General features: G+C 72.2%; 21 protein-coding genes. 11 read left to right on the top strand and 10 right to left on the bottom strand.

The features are described from left to right. Nucleotides 1-47: 47 nt before the first annotated feature. The 3 genes from pta to pyk all read left to right on the top strand — a co-directional run bounded on the left by pta (nt 48) and on the right by pyk (nt 4,996). The gene (gene pta, locus ACWDBB_RS25005; RefSeq protein ID WP_449791724.1) at nt 48-2,177 is read left to right on the top strand and encodes a phosphate acetyltransferase; all 2,130 of its coding nucleotides are present in this window, start codon (nt 48-50) and stop codon (nt 2,175-2,177) included. A gap of 73 nt (nt 2,178-2,250) precedes the next feature. Further along, the gene (locus ACWDBB_RS25000; protein ID WP_449791723.1) at nt 2,251-3,474 is read left to right on the top strand and encodes an acetate kinase; all 1,224 of its coding nucleotides are present in this window, start codon (nt 2,251-2,253) and stop codon (nt 3,472-3,474) included. A 94-nt stretch (nt 3,475-3,568) separates the two neighbouring features. Continuing rightward, the gene (gene pyk / locus ACWDBB_RS24995) at nt 3,569-4,996 is read left to right on the top strand and encodes a pyruvate kinase (RefSeq protein ID WP_449791722.1); all 1,428 of its coding nucleotides are present in this window, start codon (nt 3,569-3,571) and stop codon (nt 4,994-4,996) included. A 94-nt stretch (nt 4,997-5,090) separates the two neighbouring features. Here the strand turns inward: pyk and ACWDBB_RS24990 are convergent, their stop codons facing one another. From ACWDBB_RS24990 to ACWDBB_RS24975, 4 genes are all read right to left on the bottom strand, one after another. After that, entirely contained in the window at nt 5,091-6,575 is a 1,485-nt protein-coding gene (locus ACWDBB_RS24990; protein ID WP_449791721.1) for a hypothetical protein, read from the bottom strand. After that, the gene (locus ACWDBB_RS24985; RefSeq protein ID WP_449791720.1) at nt 6,572-7,198 is read right to left on the bottom strand and encodes a DUF6114 domain-containing protein; all 627 of its coding nucleotides are present in this window, start codon (nt 7,196-7,198) and stop codon (nt 6,572-6,574) included. The genes ACWDBB_RS24990 and ACWDBB_RS24985 overlap by 4 nt, the downstream gene beginning before the upstream one ends. A 133-nt stretch (nt 7,199-7,331) precedes the next feature. Further along, on the bottom strand, nt 7,332-7,994 hold the full coding sequence (locus ACWDBB_RS24980; RefSeq protein ID WP_402401122.1) for a DUF6230 family protein: 663 nt from the start codon (nt 7,992-7,994) through the stop codon (nt 7,332-7,334). Nucleotides 7,995-8,726: 732 nt separating this feature from the next. Continuing rightward, nucleotides 8,727-9,728, bottom strand: coding sequence for a tetratricopeptide repeat protein (locus ACWDBB_RS24975; RefSeq protein WP_449791719.1), 1,002 nt, complete (start codon nt 9,726-9,728; stop codon nt 8,727-8,729). 428 nt (nt 9,729-10,156) lie between these two features. On the opposite strand from ACWDBB_RS24975, the gene ACWDBB_RS24970 reads away from it, so the two are divergent. Then, on the top strand, nt 10,157-10,798 hold the full coding sequence (locus tag ACWDBB_RS24970) for a TetR/AcrR family transcriptional regulator (RefSeq protein WP_449791763.1): 642 nt from the start codon (nt 10,157-10,159) through the stop codon (nt 10,796-10,798). A 91-nt stretch (nt 10,799-10,889) separates the two neighbouring features. Here ACWDBB_RS24970 and ACWDBB_RS24965 read toward each other — a convergent pair whose 3' ends face one another. From ACWDBB_RS24965 to ACWDBB_RS24955, 3 genes are all read right to left on the bottom strand, one after another. Next, on the bottom strand, nt 10,890-12,575 hold the full coding sequence (locus ACWDBB_RS24965) for an acyl-CoA mutase large subunit family protein (protein ID WP_449791718.1): 1,686 nt from the start codon (nt 12,573-12,575) through the stop codon (nt 10,890-10,892). 264 nt (nt 12,576-12,839) lie between these two features. Next, nucleotides 12,840-13,181 carry a DUF3817 domain-containing protein gene (locus tag ACWDBB_RS24960; protein ID WP_449791717.1) on the bottom strand — a complete coding sequence of 114 codons (342 nt, stop codon included), beginning with the start codon at nt 13,179-13,181 and terminating at the stop codon, nt 12,840-12,842. 76 nt (nt 13,182-13,257) lie between these two features. Then, nucleotides 13,258-13,794 carry a MarR family winged helix-turn-helix transcriptional regulator gene (locus ACWDBB_RS24955; protein ID WP_449791716.1) on the bottom strand — a complete coding sequence of 179 codons (537 nt, stop codon included), beginning with the start codon at nt 13,792-13,794 and terminating at the stop codon, nt 13,258-13,260. 499 nt (nt 13,795-14,293) lie between these two features. Here ACWDBB_RS24955 and ACWDBB_RS24950 point away from each other — a divergent pair, with 499 nt between their 5' ends. Further along, nucleotides 14,294-15,922: a M4 family metallopeptidase gene (locus ACWDBB_RS24950; protein WP_449791715.1), complete on the top strand. Its 1,629-nt coding sequence runs from the start codon at nt 14,294-14,296 to the stop codon at nt 15,920-15,922. A 462-nt stretch (nt 15,923-16,384) separates the two neighbouring features. Continuing rightward, entirely contained in the window at nt 16,385-18,010 is a 1,626-nt protein-coding gene (locus ACWDBB_RS24945) for a M4 family metallopeptidase (protein WP_449791714.1), read from the top strand. 91 nt (nt 18,011-18,101) lie between these two features. Here the strand turns inward: ACWDBB_RS24945 and ACWDBB_RS24940 are convergent, their stop codons facing one another. Continuing rightward, nucleotides 18,102-18,413: a DUF3817 domain-containing protein gene (locus ACWDBB_RS24940; protein ID WP_449791713.1), complete on the bottom strand. Its 312-nt coding sequence runs from the start codon at nt 18,411-18,413 to the stop codon at nt 18,102-18,104. 341 nt (nt 18,414-18,754) lie between these two features. Between ACWDBB_RS24940 and ACWDBB_RS24935 the strand changes: the two genes are divergently transcribed. The 5 genes from ACWDBB_RS24935 to ACWDBB_RS24915 all read left to right on the top strand — a co-directional run bounded on the left by ACWDBB_RS24935 (nt 18,755) and on the right by ACWDBB_RS24915 (nt 22,523). Then, entirely contained in the window at nt 18,755-19,552 is a 798-nt protein-coding gene (locus ACWDBB_RS24935) for a DUF2127 domain-containing protein (RefSeq protein WP_449791712.1), read from the top strand. A gap of 104 nt (nt 19,553-19,656) precedes the next feature. After that, nucleotides 19,657-20,295, top strand: a complete 639-nt coding sequence (locus tag ACWDBB_RS24930) for an AIM24 family protein (protein WP_402401147.1) — start codon at nt 19,657-19,659, stop codon at nt 20,293-20,295. Continuing rightward, nucleotides 20,295-20,945, top strand: coding sequence for an AIM24 family protein (locus ACWDBB_RS24925; RefSeq protein WP_392873034.1), 651 nt, complete (start codon nt 20,295-20,297; stop codon nt 20,943-20,945). The genes ACWDBB_RS24930 and ACWDBB_RS24925 overlap by 1 nt, the downstream gene beginning before the upstream one ends. Before the next feature lie 209 nt (nt 20,946-21,154). Further along, entirely contained in the window at nt 21,155-21,967 is an 813-nt protein-coding gene (locus ACWDBB_RS24920) for an AIM24 family protein (RefSeq protein WP_392874198.1), read from the top strand. A gap of 40 nt (nt 21,968-22,007) precedes the next feature. Next, nucleotides 22,008-22,523, top strand: a complete 516-nt coding sequence (locus ACWDBB_RS24915) for a MarR family winged helix-turn-helix transcriptional regulator (protein ID WP_392873037.1) — start codon at nt 22,008-22,010, stop codon at nt 22,521-22,523. A gap of 82 nt (nt 22,524-22,605) precedes the next feature. Here ACWDBB_RS24915 and meaB read toward each other — a convergent pair whose 3' ends face one another. Both meaB and ACWDBB_RS24905 read right to left on the bottom strand, forming a co-directional pair. Then, entirely contained in the window at nt 22,606-23,562 is a 957-nt protein-coding gene (meaB, locus tag ACWDBB_RS24910) for a methylmalonyl Co-A mutase-associated GTPase MeaB (RefSeq protein ID WP_449791711.1), read from the bottom strand. Nucleotides 23,563-23,654: 92 nt separating this feature from the next. Further along, nucleotides 23,655-24,549, bottom strand: an 895-nt coding sequence (locus ACWDBB_RS24905; protein WP_449791710.1) for an acetyl-CoA C-acyltransferase, incomplete at its 5' end; no start/stop codon positions are given.

Below are 24,549 nucleotides of genomic sequence, written 5' to 3'. Positions count from 1 at the left end.
ATGGTCGATATGACCACTTTCCGAGACGACGGGACGGAGACACCCACGTGGCGCGCAGCGTGTACGTGACCGGCATCGACCGAGGGGACGGCCGGCAGGCGGTCGAACTCGGGGTCATGGAACTGCTCACCCGCCAGGTGGACCGGGTCGGGGTGTTCCGTCCGCTGGTGCACGCCGCCGCGCCCGGGAAACCGGGCACGGACCACGTGGTCGAGCTGCTGCGCGGCCGCTACCGGCTCGACCTGCCGAGCACCGAGCTGTACGGCCTCACCTACGAGGAGGCCGCCGCACTCCGGGCCGCCCTGGGGCAGGACGAGCTGGTCTCCGTCCTGGTCGACCGCTTCCACGCGCTGGAGCGGCGCTGCCAGGCGGTGCTGGTGCTCGGCACCGACTTCGCCGACACCGGCATCCCGGACGAACTGGCCTTCAACGCCCGCCTGGCCAACGAGTTCGGCGCCGCCGTGCTGCCCGTGGTCGGCGGGCACGGCGCGGACGCCGAGACGGTGATCGCCGAGGTGCGCAACGCCCACCGGGCGTACACCGACCTCGGCTGCCAGACCCTGGCGATGGTCGCCAACCGGGTCGCCCCCGGCGCCAAGCAGCGCATCCAGCGCACCCTCACCGACAAGCTGCCGATCCCCGCCTACGTCATCCCGGAGGAACCGGCCCTCGCCGCGCCCACCGTCGCGCAGCTGGTCGAGGCGACCGGCGCCGAGGTGCTGATCGGGGACGCCGCCGGCCTCGCCCGGGACGTGCGCGGCTACGTCTTCGGCGGCGCCATGCTGCCCACCTTCCTGGACGCGCTGACCGAGGGCGCCCTCGTCGTCACCCCCGGGGACCGCGCCGACCTGGTGATCGGCTCGCTGGCCGCGCACGCCGCCGGCGCCCCGCCGATCGCCGGCGTGCTGCTGACGCTCGGCCAGCACCCCGGCCCCAACGTGATGGCGCTGGCCGCCCGGCTCGCCCCCGGCACCCCGGTCGCGGTCGTCCCCGAGCGCAGCTGGCCCACCGCCGCCCACCTGACCCACCTGGAGGGCAAGCTCACCTCGGCCAGCCCCCGGAAGGCCGAGATCGCCCTCGGCCTGTTCGAACTGCACGTCGACACCGCCGAGTTGACCAACCTGATCGAGGTCGGCCGGTCCGAGCGGGTCACCCCGATGATGTTCGAGCACGAGCTGCTGGAGCGCGCCCGGGGCGCCCGCCGGCACGTCGTGCTGCCGGAGGGCACCGAGGAGCGGGTGCTGCGCGCCGCCGAGATCCTGCTGCGCCGCAACATCTGCGACCTCACCCTCCTCGGCGAGGTGGACGCCGTCCGCCGCAAGGCCGCGAGCCTGAGCATCGACCTCCCGACCGAGCCGCCGACCGCCGACCGCGCGCAGGTGCGGATCGTCGACCCGGCCACCAGCCCGCTGCGCCGCCAGTTCGCCGAGCTGTACGCGAAGCTGCGCGCCCACAAGGGGATGACCGTCGAACTGGCCCTGGACGTGGTCACCGACGTCTCGTACTTCGGCACCCTGATGGTCCAGGAGGGCATCGCGGACGGCATGGTCTCCGGCGCGGTGCACTCCACCGCCGCGACCATCCGGCCCGCCTTCGAGGTGATCAAGACCTCGCCGGGCGCCTCGATCGTCTCCTCGGTCTTCTTCATGTGCCTGGCCGACAAGGTGCTGGTGTACGGCGACTGCGCCGTCAACCCCGACCCGGACGCCCGGCAACTGGCCGACATCGCCATCCAGTCCGCCGCCACCGCCGCCCAGTTCGGGGTGGAGCCGCGGGTCGCGATGCTCTCGTACTCGACCGGCACCTCCGGCTCCGGCGCCGACGTCGACAAGGTCCGCAAGGCCACCGAGCTGGTCCGCGAACTGCGGCCGGACATCCTGGTCGAGGGCCCGATCCAGTACGACGCGGCGGTGGACGCCCACGTCGCGGCCACCAAGCTGCCGGGCTCCGCGGTCGCCGGGCGGGCCACCGTGCTGATCTTCCCGGACCTCAACACCGGCAACAACACCTACAAGGCGGTCCAGCGCTCGGCCGGCGCCGTCGCGGTCGGCCCGGTGCTCCAGGGGCTGCGCAAGCCCGTCAACGACCTCTCCCGCGGGGCGCTGGTGCAGGACATCGTCAACACCGTCGCGATCACCGCGATCCAGTCGCAGGACCACAAGGAGCCCCAGGCATGAGCGAGCGAAACGAGCTAACGATCAGAAGGTGCGTGTCTCGCGAAGCGACTGCCGGGCGCGGCGAGGTGGGCGCATGAGCGAGGGTACCCGCGTTCTCGTGCTGAACGCCGGCTCCTCGTCGGTGAAGTACCAGCTGATCGACATGCTGGACGGGGCCAAGCCGGCCTCCGGCCTGGTCGAGCGGATCGGCGAGGCCGGCGGGCGGCTGGTGCACACCCCGCGCGGCGGCGAGGCGCGCGAGCGCGTCCAGGTCTTCCCGGACCACTCCGCCGCGCTCAAGGCCGTCGCCGAGGAGCTGTCCGCCGACGGCCTCGGGCTGGACTCCCCCGAGCTGGCCGCGATCGGCCACCGGGTCGTCCACGGCGGCCTGCGGTTCACCGAACCGACCGTGATCACCGACGACGTGCTCAAGGAGATCCGCCGGCTGATCCCGGTCGCCCCGCTGCACAACCCGGCCAACATCACCGGCATCGAGGTGGCCCGCGCGCTGCGCCCCGACCTCCCCCAGGTGGCCGTCTTCGACACCGCCTTCCACGCCTCGATGCCCGAGTACTCGGCCCGGTACGCGATCGACAGGGCCGTCGCCGACCAGCACCGGGTGCGCCGCTACGGCTTCCACGGCACCTCGCACCAGTACGTCTCGCGGGCCACCGCCCGGCTGCTCGGCAGGGACCCGGCCGAGGTCAACGTGATCGTGCTGCACCTGGGCAACGGCGCCTCCGCCTCGGCGGTCAGCGGCGGCCACTGCGTGGACACCTCGATGGGCCTGACCCCGCTGGAGGGCCTGGTCATGGGCACCCGCTCGGGCGACATCGACGCCGGCGTGGTGTTCCACCTTCACCGGGTCGGCGGGCTGTCCGTGGACGAGATCGACGACCTGCTCAACCGCCGCAGCGGCCTGCGCGGGCTGTGCGGCGAGAACGACATGCGCGAGATCATGCGCCGGGCCGACGAGGGGGACGAGGACGCCAAGCTGGCGTTCGACTCGTACGTCCACCGGCTGCGCAAGTACATCGGCGGCTACTACGCGGTGCTCGGCCGGGTGGACGCGATCGCGTTCACCGCCGGTGTCGGGGAGAACGCCGCGCCGGTGCGCGCGGCGGCCACCGCGGGGCTGGAGGAACTGGGCATCGCCGTCGACCCTGAGCTGAACTCGGTGCGGTCCGGCGAGGCCCGGATCATCTCCCCCGAGTACGCCCGGGTGGCGGTCGCCGTGGTGCCCACCGACGAGGAGCTGGAGATCGCCCGACAGGCCTTCGCGCTGGTGCACCGGGAACGCCGGGTGTCCGAGGACTGATACGGATCCGTCCTACTCCTCGGAACATTTCGTCGGCGATTCCTCCCGGTGCATGCCGAATGCACGTATAACACGAACGGATAGACTGATCCATATGCGCCGAGCGAAAATTGTCTGCACCCTGGGTCCGGCGACGGACTCCTACGAACAGCTGAAGGCCATCGTCGAGGCGGGCATGAACGTCGCCCGACTCAACATGAGCCACGGCAACCACGCGGACCACGAGGAGCGGTACCGCAAGGTCCGCCAGGTCTCGGAGGACACCGGCAAGGCCATCGGCGTCCTGGCCGACCTCCAGGGTCCGAAGATCCGTCTGGCGACCTTCGCCAACGGCCCGGTGACCGTCGACAACGGCGACGAGTTCACCATCACCACCGAGGACGTCCCCGGTGACCAGTACATCTGCGGCACCACCTACAAGGGCCTGCCCGGCGACGTGAAGCCCGGCGACCCGATCCTGATCAACGACGGCGTCATCGCCCTGGAGGTCGTCAGCGTCGACGGCCCGCGGGTGAAGACCGTGGTGGTCGAGGGCGGCGTGCTCTCGAACAACAAGGGCATCAACCTGCCCGGCGCGGCCGTGAACGTGCCCGCCCTGTCCGAGAAGGACAAGGACGACCTGCGCTTCGCGCTGCGCCTGGGCGTCGACATGATCGCCCTGTCCTTCGTCCGCAACGCGGACGACATCAAGGACGTCCACGAGGTCATGGACGAGGTCGGCATCCGGGTGCCGGTCATCGCCAAGATCGAGAAGCCGCAGGCCGTCGAGGCCATGGAGGAGATCGTCCTCGCCTTCGACGCCATCATGGTCGCCCGCGGCGACCTGGCCGTCGAGTACCCGCTCGAGCGGGTGCCGCTGGTCCAGAAGCAGCTGGTCACCCTGGCCCGCCGCAACGCCAAGCCGGTCATCGTCGCCACCCAGATGATGGAGTCGATGATCCACGCCTCGCGCCCGACCCGCGCCGAGGTCTCCGACGTCGCCAACGCCATCCTGGACGGCGCCGACGCGGTCATGCTGTCCGCCGAGTCCAGCGTCGGCAAGTACCCGGTCGAGACCGTCCGCACCATGAGCCGGATCTGCGAGAAGGCCGAGGAGGAGCTGCTCTCCCAGGGCCTCCAGCCGCTCAACCCGGGCCGCAAGCCGCGCACCCAGGGCGGCTCCGTCGCCCGCGCCGCGTGCGAGCTGGGCGACTTCCTGGACGGCAAGGCGCTGGTCGCCTTCACCAAGTCCGGTGACACCGCCCGCCGGCTGTCCCGCTACCGTTCGCCGATCCCGGTGATCGCCTTCACCCCGGACTCCGCCACCCGCAACCAGCTCTCGCTGAGCTGGGGCGTCGAGGCGTACGTCACGGAGCAGGTGGCCACCACCGACGCGATGGTCGCGCAGGTCGACCGGGAGCTGCTGAAGATGGGCCGGCTCGGCGAGGGCGAGACCGTCATCGTCACCGCCGGTGTCCCGGTCGGCGTTCCCGGCACCACCAACATGGTGCAGGTGCACCACCTGGGCACCCGGAGCGAGTGAGCACCCGTACTGCCCGAACGCCCGTGGGGCGGTCCTCCTTCCCGGAGGGCCGCCCCACGGGCCTTGTGGCGCCGGGTACTCACTGCCGCCCGGACTACTTGTCGCTGTACGGGGCGTCGTCGTTGAACAGGCGCATCCCGGGGATGCGCAGGGTGCCGCCGAACTGGCCGGCCTGCTTGGCGGTGACGCCGGTCAGCTCCAGCTCCAGCGGGATCGGGATGGCGCCGATCAGGTCGTACAGCCAGCGCGGCAGGGTGTCCGGGGTGAGGGTGATCTCGCCCAGGTCGAACACCGGGATGCCGAGCACCTTGGAGAGGTGGCCGGACAGCCGCTCCACGTACATGGTGACCGGGCCGTTGCGCATGGTCGAGGTGGAACCCGGCGCGCCCTGGACGTGGAAGGTCACGCCGTTGCCCTCCAAGGTGGACATGTCGAGGTTGTCGATGTCCACGCTGTCGACCACGAACTTCAGGACGCGCTTGGTGCCGGTCGGGGTCCGCACGTCGTAGACGCCGTGGAAGGCCGCGCCGTGCAGGGCGAGCCGGCTGGTCTTCAGCGTCCAGTTCTGCTCCGGGACGACGTGTCCGGGGGCGGCCGCGGCGGCGGTCAGACCCCGGGTGTCCACATCGCAGTCCGGGTCCTCGGTCGGCGTGGCGGACGGGGTGCCGGAGGCGCCCTCGGAGGGCGTCGCCGAGGCGTCCGCGGACGGCTTCCCGGAGGGCGCCGGCTTGCCGCTCGCCCCGCCGCTCGGCGTGGCGGCGGGCGAGGGCTCGTCGGCGGTGGGCGGGGCCGTGGACGGCGCGGCCTGCGGGGCGGCGGCCTTGGCCCGCGGCTGGGTGGCCTGGGTCGGAGCGCCCGTGCCCGGGGCCGGGGTGGCGGGGGCGGCCGGGGTGGTCGGAGCGGCCGGGCTGCCGGGCGCCGCCGGGGTGGTGGTGGGGGCGCCGATCGGGCTCTGGCTCGGCGAACCGTTCGGGTTGAGCAGCCGGCTGACGCCGCCGACGAGGTCGTCGATCAGCCCGGCCTGGGCCGCCGTTCCGGTGCCGCTGCCGGTTCCGGTGCCACTGCCCTGCAGGACCGCGCTCGACACGTCCGCGCCACCGGTGGCGGCGGAACGGACGGCGGACTGCTGGGCGGGCGTGCCGGTGGCCGACGGCTTGACCGGCGAGGTGGGCTGCCCGGTCGGCGCGGCGCTCGGCACCTGGCCCGGCACCGAGCCCGGGTCGGTCGACGGGCCGGCCGGGGGCGCGGTGGCCGGCGGCGCGGTGGCCGGGGCCGAACCCGGCGCGCCGGACGGGCCGGGCGGCGGCTCGGGCAGCTCGCTCTTGGGCACCGGCGTCTCGACCGGCGCCACGTCCGGAACCGCGGCCGGAGCGGTGCCGCAGGGCTTGCCCGCCGCGGACTCGGCGACCGCCGGGTTGGGCGTGTAGGCGGCGGCCATCAGCAGTGCGGTCGGCACCGCCGCCATGGCCAGCGCCCGGCCTCTCAGCCGGGCCCGTACGGGCGTGCGCGGGGCCGCGTGCCGGCCGGAGCGCTGCGCGGGAACGGTCGTACCGTCGGCTTGCTCGGCCGGCCCGGTCACCGTGCCTCCTCCTGGTCCACGGTGCCGGCCTGCCGCGGCGCGGCCTGGGCGGGCAGCTCGGCGGTGGGCGCCTCGACGGCGGGCCCGGCGGCGTCCTCGGTGGCGCTCTCGGCAGCGACGCTCTGTGCCACGGTGTTGTCGGCCGCCGCGTCCTCGGCGCCGCCCTTGCCGCGGCGTCGGCGCCGGCCCCTGGCGGCCTCCGCCTGCGCCGTCTCGGGCAGCGGCGCCCAGGAGACCATCAGCCCGCCGCCGATCAGGCCCGGCAGCAGGGCCAGCCCGAAGCCCGCCAGGTTGGAGACCGGGATCGAGACCAGCGTCAGCAGGGTGGTGGCGATGCCGGCGAAGACCCGCACGGCCGGCTGGAACCAGGCCGTCAGCCCGAGCACGATCAGCAGCACGCCGATGATCAGCGCCCCGGCGCCCCCCGTGGTGGCCATGGCCACCGTCATGCCGCCCAACGAGAGGTGGGCGTAAGGGAAGTACATGATCGGGACGCCGGCGATCATGGCCAGCAGACCGCCGTAGTACGGCCGCGTCCGGCGGAACGTACGGAACACCCGGCGCAGCCACTGGGCGGGGTTCTCGTGCTCGGCGGGCCGGTAGGAGGCAAGGGCGCTGGACACGGTGCAGCTCCTCGATGGTGTGAACGAGGGATGGACGAGACGCGGGATCCGGGGACGGCGTACGCGCCGCCCCCGGTCCCGCAGGTGCCGTCACGGCGGGCGGGCCGGGTTCGGTCCGCCCGCCGTCAACGGCCTAGTAGCACTCGCCGGTACCGTCGGTGTGCAGCGCGAGCTTCAGGCCGGAGAGCCGGAAGGTGCCGGCCGAGGTGGCCCAGGCGGTCTGCTGCACGTTGTACAGGTCGGCCTTCTCGGCGGCCTGGGCGAAGCCGGTCGCGCCGGTGGGCAGGCCGCCGAGCTTGGACTTCCAGCCCTGGGTGGCCTCGCCCTTGAGGGTCGAGGCGTCCTGGCCGATGTTGATGTTGCTGAACTCGGCGTCCGCGTTCAGCTGGTCGAGGTCGATCAGCAGGTTCTTGGCGTAGACCTGCTTCTTGACGTCGTCGCTGTTGCCCGCCTCCAGGCGCAGGATGATCTTGGGCAGCTTCCACGGCAGGCCGGGGATGACGTTGGGGTCGGTCACCACGGACTGGCACAGGCCCTTGATGGTGGCCTCGTCGAAGGCCGAGACGGCGACCGGGTGCGGGGTGCCGTTCTGCTCCGCGTCGATCGAGCCGAACTGGGCGAAGTTCTTGCCGTGCAGCTCCGGCGTGGTGACCTTGAAGCTCTGGCCGGACACGCTGAACGAAGCCGCCAGCGCGTTGTTGGCGATCGACATGCCGACCATCGCGGTGGCCGCGACGCTCGGGACCATCACCAGTGCGAAGCGCTTCCAGCGGGTCTTGCCGTAGGTCTGGGACATGCGAGTCCTCCTTCTAGGACGTACATCTCCGGCTCCCGGCGGTGCGTCCCGCACCGGTGGGGGCCTGGGATGGGAGAGAGCTACGTCCTCGGTAGCGGAGAGCGCCTTGGGCGTCGTCGGACGCGGGAACGGCCTGCCTGCGGCGGGCCTCCCGTCCAAGCACCGGCCGTCCTTGCGGGGCGGCGGGCAGGACCGACGACATCGGCGATCACCCCCGAGCGACAACCAGCGACCGCGCAGGGCCGCGCGGCCGGTCGAAGGACAGGAACCGCCGTGGGACCGCGGATACCCCCCTGCCCTCCCTCCCGCCGGCCGGGGCCGGCGGATCACCCGGTGGGGATCCCGCGCTCCGCGTGGCCGACCGGGTCGGCGGGTGTGGAGTCTGGGACCGGGCGTGGCCGATCGTGCTTGAATCCCGGGCGAAGCACAAGAGGTTCCTTACTGACGGGTAATGCAACATCAGGTGGAGTTGATCATGGGATCGGCCCCAGTTGCACCCTGCGTGACGCCTTGAAGGAATCGTGACGGCTGAATCCACCGGAAACAGAAGCGAAACACCCGCGGATGGTCACACATGGTGACCATCCGCGGGTGAAATCAAGATTTGGTAAACCTCTGTCCGGTTGACCGGATTGTCGCCAAATCACCAGGCGACACCGCAGGTCATCCGCCGTGCCAGACGCCGCGCCCCGGCCGGGCACCGAACGGACCCGGGCCCGGCCTGAACCGGCGTCAGAACAGCACGCGCGCCAGCGCCGTACGGGCCGCGACGACCCGCGGGTCCTCCGGGCCGATCACCTCGAACAGCTCCAGCAGGCGCAGCCGGGCGGCGTCCCGGTCCTCGCCGGCCGTCCGCCCGACGGTGGTCACCAGACGCCCGAAGGCGTCCTCGACGTGACCGCCGACCAGGTCCAGGTCGGCCGCCTTGAGCTGGGCCTCGACGTCCTTCGGGTCGGCCGCGGCCGCCGCCCGGACGGCCTGGAGGTCCAGACCCTCGATCCGCTTCAGCAGCTCGGCCTGGGCCAGGCCCAGCTTGGCCTCGGTGTTGCCCGGCTGCTCGGCCAGCACGTTCTTGTACGCCTGGATGGCGCCGCCCAGGTCTCCGGCGTCCAGCGCCTCGTGGGCGGCGGACAGCGCCGGATCCTCGGGGCGCTGCGGGGCGGCGGCCCCGGCCTCGCCCGGGGCGGCCGCACCACCGGCCACGCCGGCCACGCCGAAGCGCTGCTCGGCGACCAGGATCAGCTGGTCCAGGATCTTGCGGATGTTGGCGGCGCTCTCCGCGCCCTGGAACAGCGGCACCAGCTGGCCGGCCACCACGGCCATCACGGCCGGGATGCCCTGGATGCCGAACTGCTGGGAGAGCAGCGGGTTGGCGTCCACATCGATCTTGGCGAGCACGAAGCGGCCGGCGTACTCCTCGACCAGGCCCTCCAGGACCGGGCTCAGTTGCTTGCAGGGCCCGCACCACTCGGCCCAGAAGTCGATGACGACCGGCACCTCGGTGGAACGCTGGACGACCTCGGTCTCGAAGGTGTCCTCGGTGACGTCGATGACGAGCTGGTAGGCGGACGGGGCCGGGGCGGCTCCGCCCGACTCGGCGGCGGCGGCCTGGCGGGCCCGCTCGGCCCTGGCCTGCTCGGCCTTCTGGGCGGCTTCGCCGGCCGCCTTCACTGCGGCGAGGTCGACCGCGCCGCGCAGGGCGGAGCTGTTGAGACGCGAATTCCGTGGCTGCATGGCACCATCCTCCCCCGTCCGCGCTGCTCGCGGGCACCAACCTCCGGAAAGTCGCCCCGCGCGGGGCGCGCGGTGCTGGTTCCCCGGCGTCGCGCCCGTCCCCCGGTAGCCTGGACCGTTCGGCGCGGATCCCCACCCGCGCCCGCGCCGCTCCCGTCCCACGGGACGCGGCGCCTGGTTGTCACTGCTTTCGCTACGAGTCGTAGCGTAACTGGAGGCGGTGCCCCGCCCGCAAGCCCCACCGGCGGTTCGGGGACGTGAGCTGCCCCACTTTCCCGGGCCGCCCCGCTGCCCGAACGGGCGAACAGTCGCTACCGTTACCAGCCCCACCCAAGTTACTTACCAGTAAAGCGCAAGGAGGCCCGGTGCCGGCCGCCCAGCCCCCAGCGACCCCGGACCGCACGGAGAGCACGGAGAGCACGGGCCGGGTGCGGCCCGACCCGGCCGGCCGGGCCCCCGAAACGGCGGGCACCGCCCGGGCCAAGGGCCGCCCGCGCAGCGCCGCCGCCGACCTCGCCATCCTCGACGCCACCCGCGAGGCACTGGCCGAACTCGGCTGGGGCGGACTGACCATGGGCCACGTCGCGAGCCGCGCCGGGGTCGCCAAGACCACCCTCTACCGCCGCTGGCCGTCCAAGAACGAGCTCGTGGTGGACGCCGTCGCCAGCCTCTTCGACGAGCTTGTGATGCCCGACCTCGGCAGCCTGCGGGCCGACATCGAGGCCGTGGTCGCCCAGTTCGCCGACCTGCTGGCCCGCCCGGAGACCCAGACCGCGCTGCTCGCGCTGTTCGCCGAGGGCACCCGCGACCGGCAACTGCGGTGCCGGATCCGCGAGTCCATCGTGGACCCGCAGAAGCGGCTGGTCCGCCAGGGCCGGGCGGCCGCCCAGGCGCGCGGCGAGCTGGACGGGGACACCGACAGCGCGACGGCCCGCAAGGAGGTCGACATCATCTTCGACACCATCGCGGGCGCCGTCGAGCACCGCGTCCTGGTCAGCGGCGAGCCGATCACCCCGGAGTGGACCCGCCGCTTCACCGACCTGCTGCTCGGGCCGCTCACCACCTGCTGAGGACGCCCGGGCACGGCGCGGCCGCCCGTACGGGGTTCCGTACGGGCGGCCGCTCGTCGGCCGCGGCCTCGGAAGGCCACCGCCGGGGCCCTCAGAAGGCCGCGTTCTCCTGGTACGTCCCCCACTCCTGGCGCAGCGCGTTGCAGATCTCGCCCAGCGTCGCCTCGGCGCGCACCGCGTCCAGCATCGGCGGGATCATCGACTCGCCCGAGCGCGCCGCCGCCAGCATGGCGTCCAGCCCGGCCCGCACGGCCGCCTCGTCCCGGGCCGCCTTGCGCTCCCGCAGCACCCGGACCTGCTCGCGCTCCACCTCGTGGCTGACCCGCAGGATCTCCAGCTCCGGGGTGACGCTGCGCGGGTGGCAGTTGACGCCGACCACGCGCTTGTCGCCCTTCTCCACCGACTGCTGGTACTGGAAGGCCGCCTCGGCGATCTCCCCGGTGAACCAGCCCTCCTCGATGCCGCGCAGGATGCCGGAGGTGATCGGGCCGATCTCGTGGTCCTCGCGGCCCTTGTCCAGGATCCGCTGGAAGATCGCCTCGGCCTGCTCCTCGATCCGGTCGGTCAGCGCCTCGACGTACCAGGAACCGCCCAGCGGGTCGGCCACGTTGGCGACGCCGGTCTCCTCCATCAGCACCTGCTGGGTGCGCAGGGCGATCTCGGCGGCCTGCTCGGAGGGCAGCGCCAGGGTCTCGTCCAGGGCGTTGGTGTGCAGCGAGTTGGTGCCGCCGAGCACCGCGGCCAGCGCCTCGACGGCGGTGCGGACCACGTTGTTGTACGGCTGCTGCGCGGTGAGCGAGACGCCGGCGGTCTGGGTGTGGAAGCGCAGCCACTGCGCCTTGTCGGTCTTGGCGCCGAAGCGCTCGCGCATCCAGCGGGCCCAGATCCGGCGCGCGGCGCGGAACTTGGCGATCTCCTCGAAGAAGTCCACGTGCGCGTCGAAGAAGAAGGACAGGCCGGGCGCGAAGACGTCCACGTCCAGGCCGCGGGACAGGCCCAGCTCGACGTAGCCGAAGCCGTCCGCCAGGGTGTACGCCAGCTCCTGCGCGGCCGTCGCCCCGGCCTCGCGGATGTGGTAGCCGGAGACCGACAGCGGCTTGTACGCGGGGATGCCCTCGGCGCAGTAGGCCATCAGGTCGCCGATCAGGCGCAGGTGCGGCTCGGGGGCGAAGAGCCACTCCTTCTGCGCGATGTACTCCTTGAAGATGTCCGTCTGGAGGGTGCCGTTGAGCACCGCCGGGTCCACGCCCTGGCGCTCGGCGGCGACCAGGTACATGCAGAAGATCGGCACGGCCGGGCCGCTGATCGTCATCGAGGTGGTGACCTCGCCGAGCGGGATGCCGTCGAACAGCACCTCCATGTCGGCGGCCGAGTCGATGGCCACACCGCAGTGGCCGACCTCGCCGAGCGACTTCGGGTCGTCCGAGTCGTAGCCCATCAGGGTGGGCATGTCGAAGGCGACCGAGAGGCCGCCGCCGCCCGCGTCCAGGATCATCCGATAGCGCTCGTTGGTCTGCTGCGCGTTGCCGAAACCGGCGAACTGGCGGATGGTCCAGGTGCGGCCCCGGTAACCGGTCGGGTGCAGACCGCGGGTGTACGGGTACTCGCCCGGCCACCCGATCCGCTCGAACCCCTCGTAGGCCTGCCCGGCGTGCGGGCCGTAGACCGGCTCGACCTCGTCGCCGGAGAGGGTGGTGAAGTCCGCGTCGCGCTTGCGGGCCTTGTCGTAGCGCTGCTGCCAGCGCTGCCGGCCGCGCTCGATCTCCTCGGCGTCCATGACCCCGAACTCCGCTCCGTACGGCCGCCACTGCGACGGGCGGCAAGCTAGTAGGACGTCCTAACAATTTACTCGGACGTCCTAGTACTTGTCGATGGATGATCGCCCGCGCGGCCCGAAAAGCACCGAAAAGCACCCGGAAGGCATCCGGAAACCACTCGGACGGCCGGGAAGCCTCCGGGGCCCGGGAGGCCCGGGAACGCCGGAGCGCCCCTCCCCCGTGGCCGGGGAAGGGGCGCTCTCGGAACGCGCGGACGGTCGGGATCAGACCCCGGCCGGCTGGCGGGCGCCGTCGGCCGCCGGGAGCTTCCCGGCGGCCTCGCGGGCCACCTTGCGCTCGAAGACGAAGGAGAGGAAGGGGATGCAGCCCGCGGCCAGGGTGAGCACCAGCCGGCCCATCGGCCACTTCAGCTTCTGCCCGAGCATGAAGGTCACCACGAAGTACCCGATGTAGAGGTAGCCGTGCAGCATCGCGACGTACGTGGTCACGTCCTGGGCGGCGTCGAAGCCGTACTTCGCGACCATGAAGCCGCAGAACACCAGCAGTGCCACACCGGTCGCGACGGCCAGGGCCCGGTACCAGCCCAGCAGGGGGGTCGCCTTCATGATCTTCCTCGACTCGCTCGGCAGTATCGGCCGGTACGCCCGGATCCGCGCACCGCTCACACGAGGGTAGCCGCCTTCACGCGCTCCCCTTCCCAGCCCCCTCGTCGGACTCGATGAAGTCGCCGGCGGCCACCCTCAGCGGCCGGAGCAGGTCGAAGACCTCCCGGCACTGCTCGGCGCCGTACCCCTCCAGCCCGAACTCCATCGCCATCAGCTCCCGGGTCGCCTCCTCGACCACCTCGCGGCCGCGCCGGGTGATCGTGGCCAGCACCCCGCGGCCGTCCAGCGGGTTGGGGCGGCGGGCGACCAGGCCGGCCCGCTCCAGGCGGTCGACGGTGTTGGTGACGCTGGTCGGGTGGACCATGAGCCGCTCGCCGATCTTGGAGAGCGAGAGCTCGCCGGTCCGGCTGAAGGTCAGCAGCACCAGCGCCTCGTAGCGGGCGAAGGTCAGCCCGTACGGCTTGAGCACCGCGTCCACCCGGGAGAGCAGGATCTGGTGGGCGCGCATGATCGAGGTGATCGCCGCCATCGAGGGGACTCCGCCCCAGCGGCGGGTCCACAACTCGTCGGCGCGGGCGATCGGGTCGAAGTCGAGAGCGAGGGGCTTGGCCACCTCCTTACCGTACCGGCGGACGGGGCGCGCGTTACCAGGCGTCCCTGATGGTGGACAAGCGCAGCACGTGGCGGGAACCCGCCAATGGGACGGCCAGGTCCATACCAGGACATTGCGCCGGTGTGAACGCACGGCACCCGCCCCCCGACGCATCGGGGTTGGCCTCCGATCGGTCCGCCGCCCCCGCCGGCAGGCGTCGGTTCGGACGGTAACCCATTGCGGGAACGGGCGATCCGCCCCCTTTGTCCGTCCGTTCACAATTCTTCGCCCTGGCGGGACTTGGCCAATTCATGAGCGAGACCTGTCATTTGAATTGCTTGATTGTCATGCTTTCGGCCAACCCCGTTCGGTAGCCACCACCCCCACCCACCGGTGGCGCAGCCGCCCCGACCGCACGGGACCCGCACGTCAGCGCCCGTTCCGCCCCGCAGGTGCCGATCCCGGCCCCCGGAGCGCGGCGCGACCGCGTCCGCTCGCGGTTTCCCGGAAGGACTCGTTCGTGAAGCGAAAGCTCGCCGCAGTCGCCGTACTCTCCGCTACCGCCCTGCTCACCGGTGTCGTCCAGGTGAGCACCGTGGCCGTCGCGGACCCCGCCCCGCACTCCTCCGCCGCGCAGCGCGCCGACCTGCTGGCCCTCGCCAACGGGCAGGCCGGCAAGGTCGCGCACGCCCTGGCCCTGGGCGGCCAGGAGCAACTGGTGGTCAAGGACGCGCTGGTGGACGCCGACGGCACCCGCCACCTCCGCTACGAGCGCACCTTCGCCGGCCTCCCCGTCCTGGGCGGCGACCTGGTGGTGCACCAGAAGGCCGACGGCACGACCACCTCCGTGGACAAGGCCACCGGCGCGACCATCGCCCTGCCGAGCCTCGCCCCGCAGATCCCGGCCGACCAGGCCGCCGCCCAGGCGACCGGCGCCGTGCAGTCCACCGTCGGCATCGCCGCCGACGAGGACGAGTCCCCGCTGACCGCCGTCCACCAGACCGGCAAGGCCGAACTGGTCGTGTGGGCCACCGACGGCAACCCGCGCCTGGCGTACCGCACCACCGTCGAGGGCGAGCGCGCCGACGGCACCCCGAGCCGCCAGCTGCTGGTCACCGACGCGGCGAGCGGCGAGGTGCTCTCCAGCCACGAGCAGGTGCGGACCGCCGCCGGCACCGGCAAGGGCGTCTTCGTCGGCACCGTCCCGCTGACCACCACCCAGAGCGGCAGCTCCTACCAGCTGAAGGACGCCACCCGCGGCGGGCAGGCGACCTACACCCTGAAGGGCAAGACCTCCGGCTCCGGCACGCTGGTCGCCAACACCACCAACAGCTTCGGCAACGGCCTGGCCTCCAACGCGGAGTCCGCCGCGGTGGACGCCCAGTACGGCGCGGCGGCGACCTGGGACTTCTACAAGAACACCTACGGCCGCAACGGCATCAAGAACAACGGCGTCGGCGCCGCGAGCCGGGTCCACTACGGCTCCAACTACGTGAACGCGTTCTGGGACGACTCCTGCTTCTGCATGACGTACGGCGACGGCACGAGCAACACCCACCCGCTGACCGCGCTGGACGTGGCCGGCCACGAGATGAGCCACGGCGTCACCTCGGCCACCGCCAACCTCAACTACTCCGGTGAGTCCGGCGGCCTCAACGAGGCCACCTCGGACATCTTCGGCACCATGGTCGAGTGGTACGCCAACCTGCCCGCCGACAAGCCGGACTACCTCATCGGCGAGCAGATCAACATCAACGGCGACGGCACCCCGCTGCGCTACATGGACAAGCCCTCCAAGGACGGCGCCTCGGCCGACTACTGGTCCTCCACCGTCGGCAGCAAGGACGTCCACTACTCCTCGGGCGTCGCCAACCACTTCTTCTACCTGCTCGCCGAGGGCAGCGGCGCCAAGACCGTCAACGGCGTCAGCTACAACAGCCCGACCTCCAACGGCTCGACCCTCGCCGGCATCGGCCGGGACAAGGCCGCGGCCATCTGGTACCGCGCTCTGACCACCTACTTCACCTCCACCACCAACTACGCGGGCGCCCGCACCGGCACCCTGAAGGCCGCCGCCGACCTGTACGGCGCGACCAGCGCCGAGTACAACGCCGTCGCCGCGACCTGGAGCGGCGTCAACGTCAACTGACGCACCGCGCAGGCGCATCGGGCGCCCGGGTCCTCCTGCCGGAGGGCCCGGGCGCCCGCCCGTTCCGGACGGCCGGGGCGGACGGGCGGGGCCGACGGGCGGGGCCGACGGGCGGGGCGGACGGGCAGGGGCGGACCGCTGTCAAGGCCGTCCGGCTGGCGGAGTCCCGCCAGGGGGACGAACCACCCAAACCGGGCAGCGGGCGGCAACCGAACCATCCGTACCGGGGCTGGCGATTCCTGGCCAATCCCCGAACACGCCTGTCCATCCCTGCCAACGATTGTCATGCTTCTGACCAAGTCCCGTCCGACGCGTCGCCGCCCCACCCACTTCCGGCGGAGCGTCAGGAACCGCGCGGGACCGGCACGTCCGCGCCCTACCGCCCCCAAGGTGCCAACCCCGGCGCCCCGGTACGCGGCGCACCCGCACGCACCCGCGGGTCTCGTGGAAGGAACCCCGTACGTGAAGCGAAAGCTGACTGTCGGAGCCGTACTCTCCGCCACCGCCCTGCTGGCCGGCGTCATCCAGATCGCCGCCGCCCCCGCCCAGGCCGCCGCCCCCTCGCCGGCGCAGCAGCAGTCCGCGCTGCTCGCGCTGGCCTCCGGGCAGAGCGCCCCGGTCGCCCGGGCCCTCGCCCTCGGCGGCCAGGAGCAGCTGGTGCCCAAGGACGTGGTGGTCGACCAGGACGGCACCCGGCACCTGCGGTACGACCGGACCTTCGCGGGCCTGCCGGTGATCGGCGGCGACCTGGTCGTCCACCAGAAGGCCGACGGCTCGGTGAAGTCCGTCGACCGGGCCTTCGCCGGGCAGCTGTCGGTGCCCAGCCTGACCCCGGGCCTCGCCGCACCCCAAGCCGCAGAGGCGGCCACCGCCGCGGTGCGGGCGACCGTCGGCATCGCCGCCGACGCGGACGGGGCGGCGCTCAGCCGGGTCGACGGCGCCGGCGCGCCCGAGCTGGTCGTCTGGGCCGCCGACGGCAGCCCGCGGCTGGCCCACCGCACGGTGGTCCAGGGCCAGCGCGCGGACGGCACCCCGAGCCGCCAGGAGGTGATCACCGACGCCGCCACCGGCCGGCTGCTCGCCACCGACGAGAAGGTGCAGACCGCCACCGGCACCGGCAAGGGCGTCAACGTCGGCACCGTCACGCTGACCACCACCCAGAGCGGCACGAGCTACCAGCTCAAGGACGCCTCCCGGGGCAACCAGTCCACCACCGACCTCAAGGGCGGCACCTCGGGCAGCGGAACGCTCTTCGCCAACACCACCAACAGCTTCGGCAACGGCCTGCCGTCCAACCGCGAGTCCGCCGGCGTGGACGCCCAGTTCGGCGCGGCGGCCACCTGGGACTACTACAAGAACACCTTCGGCCGCAACGGCATCAAGAACAACGGCGTCGGCGCCGCGAGCCGGGTCCACTACAGCACCAACTACGTCAACGCGTTCTGGGACGACTCCTGCTTCTGCATGACGTACGGCGACGGCTCCGGCAACACCCACCCGCTGACCGCGATCGACGTCTCCGGCCACGAGATGAGCCACGGCGTCACCTCCGCCACCGCCGGCCTGATCTACTCCGGCGAGTCCGGCGGCCTCAACGAGGCCACCTCGGACATCTTCGGCACCATGGTCGAGTGGTCCGCCAACCTGTCCGTCGACCCGGGTGACTACCTGATCGGCGAGAAGCTCAACATCAACGGCAACGGCACCCCGCTGCGGTACATGGACAAGCCGTCCAAGGACGGCGCCTCGGCCGACTACTGGTCCTCCACCGTCGGCAACAAGGACGTCCACTACTCGTCCGGCGTCGCCAACCACTTCTTCTACCTGCTGTCCGAGGGCAGCGGCGCGAAGGTCATCAACGGGGTCAGCTACAACAGCCCGACCTCCAACGGCTCGACGGTGACCGGCATCGGCCGTACCAAGGCGGCCGCGATCTGGTACCGCGCGCTGACCGTCTACATGACCTCCACCACCAACTACAAGGCGGCCCGCACCGCGACCCTGAAGGCGGCGTCCGACCTGTACGGCGCGACCAGCACCGAGTACAACACGGTCGCGGCGGCCTGGAGCGCGGTGAGCGTCAACTAGCCATCCCCGGTAAGAAACGGCGACAGGCTGCCGCGGCCCTTTGGGAGAGGAGGCCGTGGCAGCCTGTCGACCGTCCACGAGGGGGTCGGGATCAGGCGGTGGCGGGCTTCGGCTCGCCCCGCTCCTCCTTGGCCAGCATCCGCTCGGCGAAGAAGCCGCCGGTGGGCAGCACCGCGAGCACGAACAGCAGGACGCCGCGCTTGGCGTCCCACTTCTGCGTCTGCCAGGCCTGGATCCAGAAGACCACGTACAGGATGAACAGGATGCCGTGGACCATGCCCATCACCGGGACGGCGTCGAACGAGGTGGTCCGCTTCAGCACCGAGCAGATCAGCAGCAGGATGAAGGAGACCCCTTCGGGGCCGGAGACCAGGCGCAGGCGGTGGACGGCGCTGCTGTTCACGATGGATACCTCGATACGGGGGTGGGCGGCGCGGGCGCGCTTGTGAAGCGACTCACAAGCATTCGGCCATTATCGCCGAGCGGACGTGCGGCCTCCCGGCCGGGGGTGGCCACCGTGCCCGATCTCACAGTGCTCCGGCCGGGGGTGGCCACCGCGCCAGTCGCACAACGCTCCGGCCGGAGGCGGCCACCGCGCCGATCGCACAACGCTCCGGCCGCCTGTCACAGCTCTGTGCCGGAACGCCACCGAGCACGACCGCCCGTCCCCGGGAACCCCTATCCTGCTGCCCGCGCGCCCACCGATCCGGACGCGCGACGCAACGCACACGGGGGTGCCACCACATGTTCAAGCGCGACTGGGACCGCAGGACCTGCGCCAAGCGCGGGCACATCACCTACGCGCCGACGGAGCCCGAACTCGCCTCCCGGCTGCACGCCTCGACCGCCCTCGGCGACGCCTGGCGCTGCCTGCGCTGCGGCGACTTCGCGCTGGGCGCCCCGCACGGCTCCGGCCCGGCCGAGGACGCGCCGCTGGTGCCGCGCGGCAAGGCGCTGCGGGACCTGTTCATCCTGCGCTTCCTGGCCGTCGAGCGGGTACTGCGCGGACTGCTGATCATCGTGATCGCCTGGGCCGTGTGGAAGTTCTCCAACAGCCAGGACGCGGTGCACCGGGTGTTCGACGAGAACCTCACGGTCTTCCGGCCGGTCACCGACCACTTCCACTGGGACCTCGAACACGCCCCGATCGTGGAGACGATCCGCAAGACCTTCGACTTCAAGAAGAGCACCCTGCTGATCGTCGCGGGCGCACTGGTCGCCTACGCGGTGGTCGAGATCGTCGAGGCGGTCGGCCTCTGGCTGAACAAGCGCTGGGCCGAGTACCTGACGGTGGTCGCCACCGCGGCCTTCCTCCCGCTGGAGGGCTACGAGCTGAGCCACCACGTCAGCGCGCTGAAGATCTGCACCCTGGTGCTGAACATCGCGGCGGTGCTCTGGATCATGCTCTCCAAGCGGCTGTTCGGGCTGCGCGGCGGCGTGGTCGCCTTCGAGGCGGAGCGCCACTCGGCCTCGCTGCTGGAAGTCGAGCAGGCGGCCGGCACCGTTCCGCGCCCCGGGCACGGGGCGCACGCCCGGGCCTGACCGGGGGCGCGCGCGCCGTGCCGGCCGGCGCGTTTGTCGCAGGCTGGTACCAGTTGGCCCGCGCGCTCTCCCCCAGCCACGGCCGCAGCGGCTAGATTGCGGCCGTGGCACAGTTCAGACTCCAGGGATCACGCGTGCTCGCCGTCGAGTTGGGCGGGGACGCCGTCAAGGCGCGACACGGTTCGATGGTCGCCTACACCGGGCAGATGGCCTTCAAGAAGCTGACCGGCGGCGGGGACGGCCTGCGCGGCATGGTCACCCGCCGGCTGACCGGCGAGAAGATGACGGTCATGGAGGTGAAGGGGCAGGGCACCTGCTACTTCGCCGACAAGGCCACCGAGATCAATCTGGTCCGGCTGAACGGCGAGACGCTGTACGTCGAGTCGGACAATCTGCTCTGCACCGAGGCCACCCTGCACACCGGCACCAGCTTCACCGGGCTGAACGGCATGTCCTCCGGCAACGGCCTGTTCACCACCAAGGTGGAGGGCCACGGCTGGGCGGCCGTCACCTCCAACGGCCCGGCCGTCATCCTGCGGGTCGACAAGAGCATGCCGCTGCGGGTGGACCCGGGCGCGTACGTGGCGCACACCGGCACCCTGCAGCGCAGCCTGAAGTCGGGCGCGGGCTGGACCACGTTCATCGGCGAGGGCGGCGGCGAGGCCGTCCAGATCGAGTTCACCGGCGAGGGCCTGGTGTACGTCCAGCCGTCCGAGAAGGTCACGGTCGGGGGCGACGTCTGATGGGCTTCACGAAGATCAACGGCAAGATGGTCGAGGCCCAGGTGGTGCCCGGCCAGCGGCTGTTCAGCCAGCGCGGCGCGATGCTCGCGTACAGCGGCGACGTCCGCTTCACCCCGAACATCACCGGCGGGCAGGGCGGGGTGATGTCGATGATCGGCCGCCGGGTGGCCAACGAGGACACCCCGCTGATGACCGTCGAGGGCCAGGGCCGGGTGATGTTCGGCCACGGCGGCCACCACGTCCACGTGATCGACCTGTTCGGCGACACCCTGTACGTCGAGGCGGACCGGCTGCTCGCCTTCGAGGGCACGCTGCGGCAGTCCACCATGTTCATGGGTTCGCAGGGCGGGGTGATGGGCATGGTCCGCGGCCAGGTCACCGGGCAGGGCCTGTTCACCACCAAGCTGGAGGGCCAGGGCTCGGTCGCGGTGATGGCCCACGGCGGCGTCTTCGAGCTGCCGATCGGCCCCGGCCAGTCGGTGCACGTCGACCCGCAGGCCTACGTGGCGCACCGCGGCGACGTGCGCAACAAGCTGTCCACGGCGCTGGGTTGGCGCGACATGATCGGCCGCGGCTCGGGCGAGGCGTTCCAGCTGGAACTGTCCGGGCAGGGCGCGGTGTACGTCCAGGCGAGCGAGGAGAAGCTCTGATGTCCTACCCGCCGCAGCCCCCGTACGGCTCGCCGCACGACCAGCCGACCCAGCCCGGCTTCGCCGTCCCGCCGCCCCCGCCGAACTACGGCCCGCAGCCGGGGCAGGGCTACCCGCCGCCCCCGCCCGGGGGCTACCCGCCCCCGCCGCCCCACCAGCAGCCGTACGCGCAGCAACAGCCGTACGCCCAGGAGCAGTTCGGCGGACCGGTGGCCCCGCTGCCGACCGGCCACGGCGGCACCGGGCCGGTGGTGTGGGACGCCCACAGCCTGCCGGCCGGCGACAACGTCAACCCGTACGCCTTCTCGGTCGAGCTGAACGGCTCGTACTTCCTGCAGAAGGGCAAGATGGTCGCCTACTACGGCGACATCACCTTCAAGGGCGTCGGCGCCGGGGCGGTCGACCGGCTGCTCGGGCAGCACTTCAACTCGCCGATGCACGCGGCGGACTGGGTGGTCGCCGAGGGCCGCGGCAAGCTGGTGCTGGCCGACCGGGCGTTCGACCTCAACTCCTACGATCTGGACGACGGCAACCTGACCGTCCGCTCCGGCAACCTGCTGGCCTTCGACCCGACGCTGCGGCTCAAGCAGTCGATCATCCCGGGCTTCCTGACACTGATCGGCACCGGCCGCTTCGTCGCCGCCTCCAACGGCCCGGTGCACTTCGTCGAGCCGCCGATCCGGGTGGACCCGCAGGCGTTGGTCGGCTGGGCGGACTGCCCGGCGCCGTGCCACCACTACGACCACGACTACATGCACGGGCTGATCGGCGGCCTGCGCCGGCTGACCGGCATCGGCGGCGCCTCCGGCGAGGAGCACCAGTTCGAGTTCATCGGCGCCGGGCAGGTGCTGCTGCAGTCGAGCGAGAAGCTGATGGCGGAGCGGTCGGTCGGGCAGGTCGGGGCCGAGGCGGGAGTGCCGGTCGGCGGCGTTCCGACCCAGCCGGCCGCGCACGGCGGCGGGAATCCCAACCTGCCGGGCCTCGGTAACCTGGGCGACCTCGGCCGACGTTTCGGCCTGTAAACTTGTACAAGATTGAACTAAATCGGCTATGCTAGTGGCCATGGAATCGCACACGATCGACACTGCGGACACCCCTCCGTCGCAGCCCGAGGAGGAGACTCCCTGGCTGACCGCCAGGGAGCAGCGGATGTGGCGCGCCCATCTGGAGGTCGCCAAGCTCCTGGAGTACCAGCTCAGCCGCGAACTCCAGCCGCACAACCTCGCGATCAACGACTACGAGATCCTGGTCGTGCTCTCCGAGGCCCCGGAGCACCGGATGCGGATGACCGACCTCGCGACCGCCACCCTCCAGTCGAAGAGCCGCCTCTCCCACCAGATCACCCGGATGGAGAACGCCGGCCTGGTCCTGCGCCAGGACTGCCCGGGCGACCGCCGCGGCCTCTACGCCCACCTCACCGAGCAGGGCTGGGAGACCATGCAGCGGGTCGCCCCGGACCACGTGCGCAGCGTCCGGGCCCACTTCATCGACCGCTTCAGCCAGGAGCAGCTCGACGACATGTACCAGGCCCTCGCCCCCATCGCCGAACACCTCCGCGGCCTGCGCGGCAAGCCGTAGCACCCGCGCGCACGACGACCGCCCCGCCGCGATCCCGATCGCGACGGGGCGGACCGCGCCACCGGGCCTGCCGTTCGCGCGCTCAGCTCGCAGTGAGCCCCGCGACCAGCTCGTCGGCTGCGCCGTACGGGTCCAGGGCGCCCTCGGCCACGCGGTCGGCCAGGGCGGCCAGGTGGCGGTCGCCGCGCAGGTCGCCGATCCGGGCGCGCAGTTCGGCCAGCGCGATCGCCTCGATCTCCTCGGCGGCCCGGCGGCGGCGGCGCGCGGCCAGTTCGCCGTGCTCCTCCAGCCAGGCGCGGTGCTTCTCCAGCGCCTCGACCACCTCGTCCACGCCCTCGCCGCGGGCCGCGACGGTCTTGACGATCGGCGGCCGCCAGTCCCCCGGCTCCCGGGCCTCGCCGAGGCCCAGCATGTGGTTGAGCTCCCGCGCGGTGGCGTCGGCGCCGTCCCGGTCGGCCTTGTTGACCACGAAGACGTCGCCGATCTCCAGGATCCCGGCCTTGGCGGCCTGGATGCCGTCGCCCATCCCGGGGGCCAGCAGCACCACGGTGGTGTCGGCCTGGGCGGCGACCTCGACCTCGGACTGGCCCACCCCGACCGTCTCGACCAGGATCACGTCGCAGCCGGCCGCGTCCAGCACCCGCAGGGCCTGCGGCGCCGCCCAGGAGAGCCCGCCGAGGTGGCCGCGGGTGGCCATCGAGCGGATGAACACCTCGGGGTCGGTGGCGTGGTCCTGCATCCGGACCCGGTCGCCCAGCAGCGCGCCGCCGGAGAACGGCGAGGACGGGTCGACGGCCAGCACCCCGACCCGCTTGCCGAGCCGCCGGTAGGCGGAGACCAGGGCCGAGGTGGAGGTGGACTTGCCGACCCCGGGCGAGCCGGTCAGGCCCACCGTGTACGCCCGCCCGGTGTACGGCGCGAGCGCGGCCATCGCCTCCCGCAGCTGCGGCGCGGCGTTCTCGACCAGCGTGATCAGCCGGGCGACCGCCCGCGGCCGGCCCTCCCGGGCCTGCTCGACCAGCGTGGCGACATCGATCATCAGGAGCTCCTAGCGCAATGCCGTCGAAATGCCGAAAGGGGCTACGGACCGCAGTGACGCGGTCCGCAGCCCTGGGGCTCAGATCCCGCCGGTCAGGCCTTCGGGACGCGCACGATCAGCGCGTCGCCCTGGCCGCCGCCGCCGCACAGCGCGGCCGCGCCGACCCCGCCGCCACGGCGCTGCAGCTCCAGCGCCAGGGTCAGCACCACGCGGGCGCCGGACATCCCGATCGGGTGGCCGAGCGCGATGGCGCCGCCGTTGACGTTGACGATGTCGGAGGAGACGCCCAGGTCCTTCATCGACTGGTGGGCGACGGCCGCGAACGCCTCGTTGATCTCGATCAGGTCGAGGTCGGCGACCTCCAGGCCCTCCTTGGCCAGCGCGTGCTTGATCGCGTTGGACGGCTGCGACTGGAGCGAGTTGTCCGGGCCGGCCACGTTGCCGTGGGCGCCGATCTCGGCGATCCAGCTCAGGCCCAGCTCCTCGGCCTTGGCCTTGCTCATCACGACCACGGCGGCGGCGCCGTCGGAGATCTGCGAAGAGGTGCCGGCGGTGATCGTGCCGTCCTTGGTGAAGGCCGGGCGCAGCTTGGCCAGGCCCTCGACGGTGGTGTCCGCGCGGATGCCCTCGTCCTGGCTGAACAGGACCGGCTCGCCCTTGCGCTGCGGGATGGCGACCGGGACGATCTCGGCGTCGAAGACCCCGTCGGCCTGCGCCTTGGCGGCCCGCTGGTGGGAGGCGGCGGCGATCTCGTCCTGCGCCTCGCGCGGGATGCCCAGGCGGGTGTTGTGCTTCTCGGTGGACTCGCCCATCGGGATGTTCTCGTAGGCGTCGGTGAGGCCGTCGTGGGCCATCGCGTCGAGCATCGCGATCGCGCCGTACTTGAAGCCCTCGCGGGACTTCGGCAGCAGGTGCGGGGCGTTGGTCATCGACTCCTGGCCGCCGGCCACCACGATGTCGAACTCGCCGGCCCGGATCAGCTGGTCG

This window comes from Kitasatospora sp. NPDC001095 (genome assembly GCF_053598615.1).
Note: the sequence above shows the minus strand (reverse complement) of the source record. Positions and strands in the feature narration are given on the sequence as shown.

Excerpts from the sequence above, each read along its gene's own strand:
- ACWDBB_RS25000 (WP_449791723.1), top strand. The coding sequence starts at position 2,251 with ATGAGCGAGGGTACCCGCGTTCTCGTGCTGAACGCCGGCTCCTCGTCG.
- pyk (WP_449791722.1), top strand. The coding sequence starts at position 3,569 with ATGCGCCGAGCGAAAATTGTCTGCACCCTGGGTCCGGCGACGGACTCC.
- ACWDBB_RS24980 (WP_402401122.1), bottom strand. The coding sequence starts at position 7,994 with ATGTCCCAGACCTACGGCAAGACCCGCTGGAAGCGCTTCGCACTGGTG.
- ACWDBB_RS24975 (WP_449791719.1), bottom strand. The coding sequence starts at position 9,728 with ATGCAGCCACGGAATTCGCGTCTCAACAGCTCCGCCCTGCGCGGCGCG.
- ACWDBB_RS24965 (WP_449791718.1), bottom strand. The coding sequence starts at position 12,575 with ATGGACGCCGAGGAGATCGAGCGCGGCCGGCAGCGCTGGCAGCAGCGC.
- ACWDBB_RS24960 (WP_449791717.1), bottom strand. The coding sequence starts at position 13,181 with ATGAAGGCGACCCCCCTGCTGGGCTGGTACCGGGCCCTGGCCGTCGCG.
- ACWDBB_RS24935 (WP_449791712.1), top strand. The coding sequence starts at position 18,755 with ATGTTCAAGCGCGACTGGGACCGCAGGACCTGCGCCAAGCGCGGGCAC.
- ACWDBB_RS24925 (WP_392873034.1), top strand. The coding sequence starts at position 20,295 with ATGGGCTTCACGAAGATCAACGGCAAGATGGTCGAGGCCCAGGTGGTG.
- ACWDBB_RS24915 (WP_392873037.1), top strand. The coding sequence starts at position 22,008 with ATGGAATCGCACACGATCGACACTGCGGACACCCCTCCGTCGCAGCCC.
- meaB (WP_449791711.1), bottom strand. The coding sequence starts at position 23,562 with ATGATCGATGTCGCCACGCTGGTCGAGCAGGCCCGGGAGGGCCGGCCG.